Source organism: Aquirufa sp. (genome assembly GCF_964796385.1).
Genome location: NZ_CBAUBA010000036.1, coordinates 15373 through 27658, shown reverse-complemented (window position 1 = coordinate 27658; position 12286 = coordinate 15373). Strand labels below are relative to the sequence as shown.

Sequence of the window (12286 nt, the reverse complement as noted above, 5' to 3'; positions counted from 1 at the left end):
GTATAAAGTTCCAAAAATCGTATCCCAAATACTAAATTTCGTTGCAAAATTCGCGTGAAAAACATCTTGATGATCCGCATGATGCCATAAATGGTATTCAGGGCCGTTCAGAATATATTTAAGTTTTCCAAAACTGAAATTGATATTCGCATGAATCAACATCCCCCAAAGCCCATCGATTAACCCCTTTATAGGAATAACTACAGGGTCAGCCCCCAAAATAATAATTGGTAAAAATTCAACCGTTTGATTGATAATAATTTCGACAGTATGTGATCGCATGCCTGCTATCCAGTCTACTTGTTCATTTGAATGATGCGCCTCATGGGTACGCCATAAAAACTTGTTGGCATGCTGCCACCGATGAAACCAATAGATATAGAAGTCATGCGTAATTAAAAAGAATAATACTTGCAGTAATACTGGCCAAGTGGAAATTTGAGGCAATCCGTCCCAAGTCATTCTACCTTGCATGGGTAAAATGATGTAGTCAAAAATGACAATTTTTAATAGGAAGCTTTGGATAATTGTATAGCCTATTACGTCTGTCCAAAAACCATCTCTAAAAAAAGGAATTCCCCTACGGTAGGGGAATTTCCTTTCCAAGTAAATAAGTGTGATAGTTCCCGCTACGAGTAAAAGCGAACAAATTTGTGTTACGCTAAACGTCATATGGATTACAGTGTATCGACTAAGCGATTTTCGGTGATGTTAACGCGAAGTTTTTTCATTGGTCCGATTTCACTTTCGTAAACAACTTTAACGCCATCACCTAGTGCTAATTCAGTATCACGGATGTCTTTGACTAAACGCACAAATCCTTGTGGTTCTACCGACGCTGCATGATCAGATCCCCACATCGCACGATCAAGTGTAAAGTGACGTTCTACAAACTGTGCACCTATAGCCACGGCAGAAACGGTCGTACTCAAGCCTGTTTCATGACCAGAATAACCTATGATGTAATCAGGATACATGTGTTGTAAGGTATGAATCATGCGCAGATTTAATTCTTCGGGTTTACAAGGATAGGCTGAAGTCGCATGAGCAATCATTAATGGATAATCTCCATATTCGCGAATTAATTCAACGGCAAAAGTGATTTCGTCTATACGTGACATACCCGTTGAAATCATGATTGGGCGACCTGTTGCACAAATTTTACGAATAAGCGAGTCATCTGTTAAAGATGCGGAAGCTAATTTGTACATAACAGGTTCAAATTGCTCCATGAAATCGACAGATGGTTCATCCCAAGCAGATGCAAACCAATCAATCCCTTTTGATTTGCAGTAATTGTCAATTTCGGAATATTCTAAAATACCAAATTCTGTTTTTCTTTTATAATCTATGTAGGTCATTTTCCCCCATGGAGTTTCACGAATAATTTCCCATTGATCTTTTGGCACACAAATTTCAGGGGTACGTTTTTGAAATTTCACGGCATCTACTTTTGCTTCAACAGCCGCATCAATTAATTGTTTTGTAGTTTCCAAGGATCCATTGTGGTTGATACCGATTTCTGCTATCACATAACATGGTTTTCCAAAACCGAGTTGTTTTCCTGAATTTAGGGTTATTGTTTTCATAAACGATGTTGATTAAGATTGATAATTTATATATGTGTTTGTAAAATGTCCGTTGGGGTATAAATCAATAACGGCATATCCCGGTTGGGTTTGTTGGTAATTCCCAGCCCACCAGGCGCCACTGACTGCACCATTGCAACAGTAGGTTATGCCGTTGTATTCAACACGATCAAGTAAATGAATATGACCGCTTACTGCCAGTTTTACATTGGGGTATTTTAGAAATAAGTCTTTTAATTGACTCGCATCTTCATGCATCCACCGACCAGGAATATTCCATTGATTTTTTTCAAAACGATTTCCATCAAAAAATATACATGCAGCCAAAATAGGAATATGCGATACGATCATGATTGGCTTAAGAGTAGAAATGGAATCCAGCTCCTTTTCTAGCCAATCCATTTGTTCTTCATCTAATTTTCCTGTATACCATTTTCCTTTATTATTCGGGCTAATGCTGTCGAGGCTTATCAAATGCCATAACCCAAGATCTTTGGAAAAGTAGCTTTTAGATTCTTTTAACTCATCTAGCGCCCACTTCTTACCATCTAAAATTGCCTGGGGGGATTCGTTTTTAACCCAAATATCATGATTGCCTAACGATTGAATTATAGGCGTTGATAGTTCTTTACTTACAACTTCATTCCAAAGCTTCCATTGTTTTTCAGCAACAGAGCGTCCGCCGCGATGGGCATCCATAATGGCGTCTCCGCTATTAAATATTAAATCAGGTTTTACAGGCAAATTTTGGATATGTTCCAAACATTTTGAAAATCCCTTGGCTGCACCAATCAACGGCATGATATGCACATCAGTGATGTGAGCAATGCGAAAGGGTTTTTGAGGGGTTGTTGATTTGGCTTGACCCAGTTGAGGTAAGCTTAATGCTCCTGCTAAAAAGCTAAATTGATGTAATAAAGTTCTTCTATTCATTAAAGAACTGTTTAAGTTCTTAGTGCAATGCAAAAGTCGGCAATTTGCATTATTGGGGTATTTCTTGAATTTTATGGATTTGTTATAATTAAAGACTAGTGAGTAATAATTTGGTCATATTGAGGGCAGGATCTGCTAAAATGAGGCATTTAACAATTCCTTAATGCCAAAGTATAAAGATTATTATATTTTTGTTTTTAATTTTTAGAATTACCTTCATCGAAAGCATATGTTTGGATTAGATCCCACCCTTTTATTTTTGCTATTTTTCTGCTTGTTAGCGGCATGTGCATTCGAATTTGTAAACGGTTTTCATGATACAGCCAATGCGGTAGCAACTGTTATTTACACGCATTCCTTAAAGCCGTCGCAAGCCGTTGTTTGGTCAGGTTTTATGAACTTCTTGGGACTTTTAACGGGGGGTGTTGGTGTCACCATGAGTATTATTGGGCTCCTCCCCACCGAACTGCTCATTGATTCCAATGTGTATCATTCCATGGCGATGGCACTCGCGCTTTTATTCTCCGCCATTTTATGGAATCTAGGTACCTGGTATTTAGGTATTCCAGCGTCTAGTTCACATACGTTAATCGGGTCTATTATTGGTATTGGGGTAGGGCATGCCTTGTTGCCCGAAAATTCGAATAAAGGTATTTCGGCCATCAACTGGGATAAGGCTATTGAGATTGGTCAGGCGTTGCTATTATCTCCAATTTTTGGTTTTGCTTTAGCCATTATCCTGATGTACATTTTGAAAAAAACCGTTAAAAATAAGGATATATTCAAAGAGCCTAAAAAAGACACACCGCCACCGATGTGGATTCGCGCTATTTTAGTTGCTACATGTACCCTGGTTTCTTTTTTCCATGGACGGAATGATGGCCAAAAAGGGATTGGTTTAGTCATGGTTATTTTGATTGCTTTTTTACCCGGGTATTTTGCGGTGAATACAAATTTGAATATTCCTGAAGTGAAATCTAGCTTAGTTCAGGTTCAGCAAATTGTGGCTAAAATTGATACGCTTCCCTTGTCAGAAAAGGAAGTTGAGAGTTACCATAAAGTGCTCCAATCGAGTGCTGAATTGAAAGTTATATTAGCGGATGGCTTGACGGCAGCTAATATGACGACTGCACAAAAATTTGATATCCGTAAAGCAGCTTTGACCATCAATAAAAATTCGAAGAAGTTGATTGAAAGTGAATCTGTTGCGCTATCTCCCTCTGATTTGAATGCTTTCCAAAAAGCGACTGCCGGTAAAAAAGCTCCTTTCTTTAGCTTCGGTTCTAGCTCATCAAGTGGAATGGCTGGCGTTACCGATTTCGCTCCCGCTTGGGTGATGTGGATTGTTGCGTTATCACTTGGTCTTGGCACGATGGTTGGCTGGAAACGAATTGTAGTGACTATCGGAGAAAAGATTGGTAAAAACCATTTGACATATGCCCAAGGAGCTTCTGCTGAATTAATCGCATCCTTAACTATTGGTTTAGCGACGGCCTATAAATGGCCAGTAAGTACAACACACGTATTATCATCAGGTATCGCAGGTACGATGGTTGCCAATCGCGGCATTAAGAATTTGCAAGGAGGTACGGTTAAAAATATTGTGATGGCTTGGATCTTAACGCTTCCTGTTACCATTATACTTTCCGCAGCCCTATTTGTTTTCTTCCGCTGGATTTCGGGGTAAGTAAAACAGTTCATAAATCAAGAAAGCCGAGGGAAATATTCCTTCGGCTTTTGTTTTTACTTCATCATTAAATTAAACGCTCTTTTACCAGCTTGTGGATAAGCCCTCTTCATTCCGGGGACTGAATGTAGCATCTGCTGCTGGTTTACGAATTAAATCTGTCATGTGATAGGCAAAATTTGCCTGCGTCACCCAGTGCTGGAAGGTATCTTGGACCGAGGTATGCTTCGGTAAATAGTCTTTAAAAATAGTTAGGTCAAAGCTACGCGCCTGAACCCCGGCACCAGATAATTCCCCATCATGCGCATTAATCATTTGTTCAATGTGATTCGGTACAGGAACCATCATGACAGGTTTGCCCAAGTACATCGCCTCAGCTACCGACTCAAACCCTGCAGTTGAAATTAACCCCGCACAGTGTGTCATTTTGATTAGGTATTTTTCGGCATCTATGGGATGGAAGGTCAACGAATCTGAAAATTGGTATGCTGTTTTGCGCGTAGGATTATCCCAAAAACAATCCAATTTCACCTCAGGATTTAGTGACGACCAAGCCATGATTTCATCCGCTAGTCGGTAATGTGTTAAATAGGCCAACCACCTTTCTCCTGATTGCGGTTGGATTGCTTTAACTTCTTGGCGTAATAAAGGGGGAACGGTAATGATATTGCGTTTGAGGTCATTTGGCATAAAACGGAAGGACAATCCCAATAATTTGCTAGAACCTATCGCCGTAATCTTGGTGTTGATATTCAGTAAAAAACGATCTACCGCTTTTTCTGGAATCGTTTCAAAATGGTCACTTAGCAATAGGTATTGATGACCTACCGACATACAGGGAATCTTAGAACCTGATTTTAGGTTGTATAAGCCGGTGATTGATTCATAGAAGTTAACGATTCCATCGGGTTGTAATGCGTCAATGAAATCACCTAATTGGGCCGCGCTTTTCCAGTAGGTACCAAATTTCGAGAACGCTTGAAAAGCAGTTTTTCCGAGTTGCACCGACTTCCCTTTGCCGTAATTGATGGATGGACTTTCGTATTGAATGAGGGGGGTGTTACCTATAAATTGGGCAAAAAAGGGTGGAATCTTCCTTCCTTGGAATGAACCAACGGCATAACCGACTACTTCATGCCCAGCTTCCTGGGCAATCTGAGTTAAGGAGATCGCTTGCGTTAAATGGCCGCGACCTTCGCCTTGGACGGTAAAGATGAACCTTCCCATAAAATTTCTATTAAATCATTAGATATGTCAATAGCTGGGTAATCAATTAATTGCCACTCACCTTCATGTGTTTCCACTAGTGCGGTTAAAGACTCTACCCAATCCCCTGAGTTCATGTAGGTGATTCCGTCTATTTGTTTGATTTCTGCTTTGTGAATATGTCCACAAATAATGCCATCGGCACCTTTTGCTTTCGCTAGTTCCGCTAATTTCTCCTCGAAATCGGAGATAAAATTCACGGCTGCCTTAACCTTTTGCTTGATAACTTGAGATAAAGAATAATAGGGTTTGCCTTGCCAAGTGCGGTATTGGTTATACCACTTGTTCAGCCACAATAAAAACGTGTAGCCGATATCCCCTAGATAAGCTAGCCATTTCATTTGGCTTGTGATGCTATCGAAAATATCGCCGTGGGTGATAAAGTACTTTTTGCCATGCGTAGATAGCATGTAATCTTGTCGGATCGAAAATTGCTTCCCAATTTTCAAAGGCAGAATCTGATCTAAAAAGTCATCGTGGTTACCGCGCAGATAAATAACTTCCGTATCAAAACGGTCCATCATTTTAAGGACGGCGCGAAAGAATCCGGTATGTTTCTTTTTCCAAGAACCTCCCTTTTTCAATTGCCAGCCATCGATGATGTCTCCATTGAGAATCAGTTGATGACAAGAATTTGCGCGTAGGAAATCATTTACTTCTTTGGCTTTTGCTCCTTTACTCCCTAAGTGTAAGTCGGAGATGACGATTGTCTTGTAAGTTGGCCGCATGGCATGTATTTCGTTTAACAAAAATACACGCCGTATGTAAGGCCTGAATTAACAGAGCATTATGAAATCGTAAACTCTTAAGCTTTGGCACACCTTTAAGGTGTGCCAAAGCTAACGTACCCATACAAAAAATAGTATATCAATTAATCGATATTCGCCGTCTCCAGTTTCGGAGCTATGGTGTAAATGATCGCCCAAGCCAATATATAGGCGCTTCCACACAGTAAGAAGATGATATTATAGCCATCATTGATATTACCTAATAACTTATATTTATCAAGTAGTGCCCCTACGATCATAGGAAAGAAAATACCACCCACAGATCCAGCCATCCCTCCAATGCCAATCACCGAACTAACGGCCTTCTTCGGGAACATGTCTGTCGCAATCGAATAAATATTCGCACTCCAAGCCTGATGCGCGGCCGCTGCCAAGGAAATTAAGGCAACAGCTTGCCAGATGTTTTCACAGTAACGCGCCAACATAATCGGCACAACTGCCAAGGCAAATCCCAGCATCGAATACTTACGCGCCTTGAATGATGGCCATCCCTTGTTAATCAAATAGCCAGACATCCATCCTCCACCGATACTTCCAATGGTCGTTGCTGTGTATACAATAATTAGTTCCAAACTCGGCTTTTTCAAATCTAATTGGAAGCGCTCACTGAAATACGAAGGCAACCAGAACAAGAAAAACCACCAAATAGGATCCGTTAACATCTTTCCAAATACAAATGCATACGTTTGTTTAAACCCAAATAACCGTCCCCATTTAACCGGATCCTGATTTTCATCTTTCTCCTCTTTGTCGGCATGTATGTAATCGAACTCTTCCTTAGAAAGCATCTTGTGTTTCGAAGGAACCTCATAGTAAAACCACCAGAAAATCAACCAAATAAATCCAATGGCCCCAGTGACAATAAAAGCCATTTCCCAGCCGTAAATACCTAAAATCCAAGGCACTAAAATAGGAGCAGCCACGGCCCCAATATTCGCTCCCGAATTAAATATTCCCGTCGCTAACGCGCGTTCATTTTTAGGAAACCATTCAGCCGTTGTCTTAATCGCCGCCGGGAAATTACCCGCCTCGCCTAAGCCCAACAACCCACGCATAAATGCAAAACTTAAGGTACCTGTTGCCATGGCATGTAACATCGCTGCAATACTCCAAACAATAATCGAAATTGAATAACCAAGCTTAGTTCCAATGCGATCAATGATCCCACCAAACCCCAATAAACCGATGGCATACGCCGCCTGAAAAGTGATGACAATATTCGAATAATCAGTCTCTGACCAGTTGAACTGATCTTCTAAGACTGGTTTCAACAGACCAATCACCTGGCGATCCAAGTAATTAATCGTCGTAGCGAAAAAGAGCAAAGCGCAAATTCGCCAGCGGTACGTTCCTATTTTATTCATGGTTTAGAGGTTTTTGGAGCATTATAAGCTCCGATAAATTTGTATTAAATCACTTATAGTATTCGAAATGCCTTGGTAATCTTGTTTGGCGATTAACGCAGGAGGGAATAATTGTGACCCCATACCTACGACGGCGGCACCTGCTTCAAACCAAGTTTTCATGCTTTCATGCGTAGGTTCCACGCCACCGGTCACCATAATTTTCGAATGAGGCATCGGTCCTTTGAGTGCCTTTACAAATCCAGGTCCTACCACGTTGCCTGGGAAAATTTTTACAATCTTCGCACCCAAAACTTCTGCATTACGAATCTCCGTTAAGGTCATCGTGCCAGGCATCCAAGGCACATCATGTTTCGCACAAACTTCACCTACTTCAGGAGTCGTAAATGGCTGTAGCATGAAATCAGCTCCCATTTGAATGAATTCATTCGCCTGTTTCGCATCATATATTGTACCTATACCTAATACCAAATCAGGGCATTCCTTCTCGCAATAATGGATTAATTTGGCAAAAATTGCAGGCGCTTCTGCTCCGCGATTTGTAAATTCAAATACGCGAATACCCCCATCATAGCACGCTTTTAGCACCGACTGGGCAACGCCCAAATCTGCATTAAAAAATAAAGGGATAATCGGAGTTTCTGAGAAGCGCTGGTATACCACCGCGGAACTATTTCTGGCCATATTTATCGATTTAAACGACCACTTAGATCGCCTTTCATTACTAATTCTATTTCATCCAAATTCGCCCGATTGATATCACCTTCTATGGTATGCTTTAACGCGGAGGCCGCCACCCCAAATGACAAGGATTGAGCCTCATCTCCATATATTAATTGGCCATAAATATAGCCTGCCATGAAAGCATCTCCACCACCGATGCGGTCTACAATTTGGCTAATCTCAACTGTATCCGATTTTATAACTTTTTCGCCATCAAAGGAAACAGCCGAAAGTGTATTTTGCGAAGCGGAAATTTGTCCGCGTTTCGTATTAATGATTTTTTTCAAGCGCGGGAATCGCGCCATGATTTGCTGGGATATGGAATGCCAACCGCTTTTCGTGCTTCCATCGGGAACGATACCTAAGATATCTTCGGCATCCCCTTTGCCACACACGATGATGTCGCATCCGTCGATTAATTCAGGCATCACTTCTTGGACAGTTTTTCCATACTGCCAAAGGTTCTTGCGGTAATTCACATCCGCTGAAACCGTGATCCCCATCGCATTAGCCGTAGCAATCGCATCACGTAAGGCTTGCGCAGCAGATTCCGAAATGGCGGGTGAAATGCCCGTCCAATGGAACCAACATGCATCTTTGAAGATTTCGGTCCAATTAAATTCAGCAGGAACTAAATTTGCAAAAGCTGAATCTGCTCTGTCATAAGTCACTTTACTTGGACGCATCGCCGCACCAAACTCCACAAAATATAATCCCAAACGCCCTTCACCATAAATCATGTCCGACGTATCTACGCCAACCTGCGCATAATATCCAGCTGCAGCTCTTCCCAATTCATTATTTGGAAAGCGCGTAACGTGTTTTGTAGGAATTCCTAAATGAGCTAATCCGCCTGCCACATTCGCCTCGCCACCACCAAAAGTTATATTGAGCGACTGCGCCTGAACAATGCGGCTATACCCCGGAGGACTTAAGCGCCCCATAATTTCCCCAAATGTGACTACTTTTTTCATGCTTATTCGAAATTAAAAAATTCAGATGCGTTGGTGTACGAAATGTCTTGCACCAACTTCCCTAACCAAGGCATGTCGGCTGGCAATTCGCCATTTTCTACATCATTGCCGATCAAATTACACAAGATCCGGCGGAAATACTCATGACGCGGGAAAGAAAGGAAACTGCGTGAGTCGGTCAACATCCCCACAAAGTGACTCAACATACCCATGTTAGAAAGCGCATTAATCTGCTTTTCCATCCCATCTTTTTGGTCCAAAAACCACCAGCCTGAACCAAATTGTATTTTACCTACCAGCGTTCCATCTTGAAAATTCCCCGTCATCGTGGCGAATAATTCATTGTCCCGCGGGTTTAAATTATACAAAATTGTTTTGGCTAGTTGGTTCGTCGAATCCAGGCGATTTAAGAAAGCTGATAACGGCTTTGCTTGTTCGAAATCACCAATTGAATCGAACCCGGTGTCAGGTCCCAAGGCGCCCAATAAGCGCGCATTGTTATTGCGAAGTGCGCCTAAGTGGAACTGTTGGGTCCACCCACGAGCATGATCTAAATGCGCAAAATAGATTAACATGGCCGATTTAAACTGCCATTTTTCTTTTTTATTCAAAAATTTACCCGTGATTAATCGCTCAAAAATATGTTCGATTTCTTCCTCCGTAAAATCTTCCGCATAGATATGTTCTAGCCCATGATCACTCAGTCGGCATCCCGCCGCATGGAAAAAATCATGGCGCGATTTAATCGCTGATTTATAGTCGGCAAGCGACCGAATGCTCACGCCAGCCGCAGCCGCGAGCGCATTGACATACTCAATAAACACGATTTCATCGTCGACACCCATCGCTTTATCGGGGCGAAAAGTGGGCAAGACTTTGACGCTAAATCCACTCGCCGCAATTTGTTTGTGGTATGCCAAATCGTCGATCGGATCATCCGTCGTGCAGAGCGCCTTCACGTTCATTTTCAATAATATATTTTTGACCGAGTGTTCCTTCGTTTGTAGCAGGGCAGAGCAATGGTCGTAAATACGTTTACCTGATTCCGCATTCAATAATTCCGTCACACCGAAATACCGTTGCAACTCCAAATGTGTCCAATGGTACAAAGGATTACGCATAGTATACGGAACCGTTTCAGCCCATTTCATGAATTTCTCCTCGTCACTCGCGTTACCCGTAATGTATTTTTCATCCACGCCATGGGCACGCATTGCACGCCATTTGTAGTGATCGCCGGCCAACCAGATTTGAGTGATGTTATCAAACTGTTTGTCCTCCGCGATTTGTTGGGGCACTAAGTGATTGTGGTAATCAATAATGGGCATATCGGCCGCAAAATCATGGTATAGTTGCTGTGCCGTAGCCGTTTGTAAAATAAAATCTGCGTTTAAAAATGCTTTCATAGGATCTATAGGTATTTCTGTACGGCTTGCTCAAAGCCAGGTAATGCACTTAAATCAGCACCCCAAAGGCTTGTATCTGCCAATATTTTTTTCAAATCAAAATCTTTCCAAGCTTCGTAAAAATAGCTAGCATAATCGCAATTGATCGGATATAGCTCACCATTTGAATCGCCAAAGTACTTGCCATTTTCTTCTTTCACTGCATGCATAAACTGCAAATATGCAGCAAATCCCATGGCAAATAATTCCGGCGCTTTGCCAAATTCCTTGTAGTAATTAACCAATAAGGGCACATTGCGCATCCGCATTTTGGTCGTGTATTGAACCGTGATATCAATCAATTTGTGATTAATAAATGGATTACGGAATCGATCTAATACCGCCCGGCCAAAGCGATCCGCCACTTTGAAATCCATTTTGTAAGGAATGGCCAGCGCGAGTTCGCTCAACATTAAATTCATCACAAGTTTGCTTAAGTAGCCATTGGCCATCACATCTTTAACGAGGCGAAAACCGAGTAAATAGGACATGCCGCACATCAGTGTATGTGTCCCGTTCAATAAGCGAAGTTTCAATTCGCGGTAGATTTCAATGTCCTCTGCAATGACAACTCCCGCGTCAACTTTGGCAAAACTCAAGACGTCTCTAACACGGCTACCACCTTGGATCGCCCACAAACTATATACCTCGGAGATAATCAAATTCTTGTCTGTATAGCCTAAATCAGCACAAATGGCCGCGTTCGTTTGCGCATCAGGCGCGCCAGGAACGATACGGTCCACTAATGAATTACAGAAATGGTTGTGTGTGTTTAGCCACGTAATAAACGCGGCTGGCAAGTGGAGATCCGCGGCTAATTTCAAGACGATGTCTTTTAAAGCATCACCATTGTTGATAATCAACTCCGTAGGAACAATCACCATACCCGATTCTGCTGACCCATTGAAGTGGTCGAAACGGGCAACTAGAAACGCGAGTAATTTAGCGGGGAATGATTTTGGGCTTCCTCCCGAAATCGGGTCATTCGCTACGTATTGAATACCCACTTCAGTCGTATTGGAAATAATCAACTGCATGTCGGCACTTTGTGCCAATTCCAAAATAGCGTTCCATTCCGTCGCCGCCGTCAGTGTGCGTGAAATGGACGCATTAACAACGGTTTCTTCGATGGCAACGCCATTCTCTATACCTTTTATGCAATGTGTAAATAAGCCATCTTGTTCCGTAAACGCATCCGCGCCTGGACGATCTGTAGATTTGACAAGAACTACACGTCCTTTGAAAATCCCTTGGCGATTCGCTTTGTCGATGAAATAATCACATAGACCACGCAGCAAGACGCCCGTGCCAAATTGCAGCACTTTTTCTGGATAGGAAAAAACTTCTTGTTTAGGTAATTGAACCGGAATCGTAGATTTAAATCCGGCGGCTAAATTTTGTTTCGATAAGATGGGCATACGCTATGCTTGTGTTTTGATTTAAAAGCAATAAAGGCGCTTTTTTTACCCGAAAAAGGTCAGGAAAAATCGGGCTTTTGGGCAATAAAATTATCTAAA

Annotated in this window: 11 protein-coding genes; 1 reads left to right on the top strand and 10 read right to left on the bottom strand. The window is 41.8% G+C overall.

Features of this window, described 5'->3' with window-relative positions; translation table 11 throughout:
• From AC1W6K_RS10130 to AC1W6K_RS10120, 3 genes are all read right to left on the bottom strand, one after another.
• On the bottom strand, positions 1-672 hold a 672-nt coding region (locus AC1W6K_RS10130; protein ID WP_481947390.1), incomplete at its 3' end, for a sterol desaturase family protein.
• Between the two features lie 5 nt (positions 673-677).
• A complete protein-coding gene (locus AC1W6K_RS10125) occupies positions 678-1589 on the bottom strand; it encodes an N-acetylneuraminate synthase family protein (protein WP_481720611.1) in 912 nt (303 codons plus the stop codon).
• A 12-nt stretch (positions 1590-1601) separates the two neighbouring features.
• The gene (locus tag AC1W6K_RS10120; RefSeq protein WP_481947389.1) at positions 1602-2522 is read right to left on the bottom strand and encodes a metallophosphoesterase family protein; all 921 of its coding nucleotides are present in this window, start codon (positions 2520-2522) and stop codon (positions 1602-1604) included.
• 229 nt (positions 2523-2751) lie between these two features.
• On the opposite strand from AC1W6K_RS10120, the gene AC1W6K_RS10115 reads away from it, so the two are divergent.
• Entirely contained in the window at positions 2752-4209 is a 1458-nt protein-coding gene (locus AC1W6K_RS10115) for an inorganic phosphate transporter (protein WP_481947388.1), read from the top strand.
• Positions 4210-4293: 84 nt separating this feature from the next.
• On the opposite strand, the gene AC1W6K_RS10110 is transcribed toward AC1W6K_RS10115, so the two are convergent.
• The 7 genes from AC1W6K_RS10110 to AC1W6K_RS10080 all read right to left on the bottom strand — a co-directional run bounded on the left by AC1W6K_RS10110 (position 4294) and on the right by AC1W6K_RS10080 (position 12187).
• A complete protein-coding gene (locus AC1W6K_RS10110; RefSeq protein ID WP_481947387.1) occupies positions 4294-5436 on the bottom strand; it encodes a glycosyltransferase family protein in 1143 nt (380 codons plus the stop codon).
• The gene (locus AC1W6K_RS10105) at positions 5388-6203 is read right to left on the bottom strand and encodes a UDP-2,3-diacylglucosamine diphosphatase (RefSeq protein ID WP_481720603.1); all 816 of its coding nucleotides are present in this window, start codon (positions 6201-6203) and stop codon (positions 5388-5390) included. Before AC1W6K_RS10105 ends, AC1W6K_RS10110 begins: the two co-directional genes overlap by 49 nt.
• A 143-nt stretch (positions 6204-6346) precedes the next feature.
• Entirely contained in the window at positions 6347-7627 is a 1281-nt protein-coding gene (locus AC1W6K_RS10100; protein WP_481947386.1) for an MFS transporter, read from the bottom strand.
• A gap of 21 nt (positions 7628-7648) precedes the next feature.
• The gene (locus AC1W6K_RS10095) at positions 7649-8311 is read right to left on the bottom strand and encodes a bifunctional 4-hydroxy-2-oxoglutarate aldolase/2-dehydro-3-deoxy-phosphogluconate aldolase (protein WP_481947385.1); all 663 of its coding nucleotides are present in this window, start codon (positions 8309-8311) and stop codon (positions 7649-7651) included.
• A 2-nt stretch (positions 8312-8313) separates the two neighbouring features.
• Entirely contained in the window at positions 8314-9324 is a 1011-nt protein-coding gene (locus AC1W6K_RS10090; protein WP_481947384.1) for a PfkB family carbohydrate kinase, read from the bottom strand.
• 2 nt (positions 9325-9326) lie between these two features.
• Complete coding sequence (gene uxaC / locus AC1W6K_RS10085) at positions 9327-10730, bottom strand: glucuronate isomerase (protein ID WP_481947383.1); 1404 nt, start codon at positions 10728-10730, stop codon at positions 9327-9329.
• 5 nt (positions 10731-10735) lie between these two features.
• Positions 10736-12187: a tagaturonate reductase gene (locus AC1W6K_RS10080; protein WP_481947382.1), complete on the bottom strand. Its 1452-nt coding sequence runs from the start codon at positions 12185-12187 to the stop codon at positions 10736-10738.
• Positions 12188-12286: the final 99 nt, after the last annotated feature.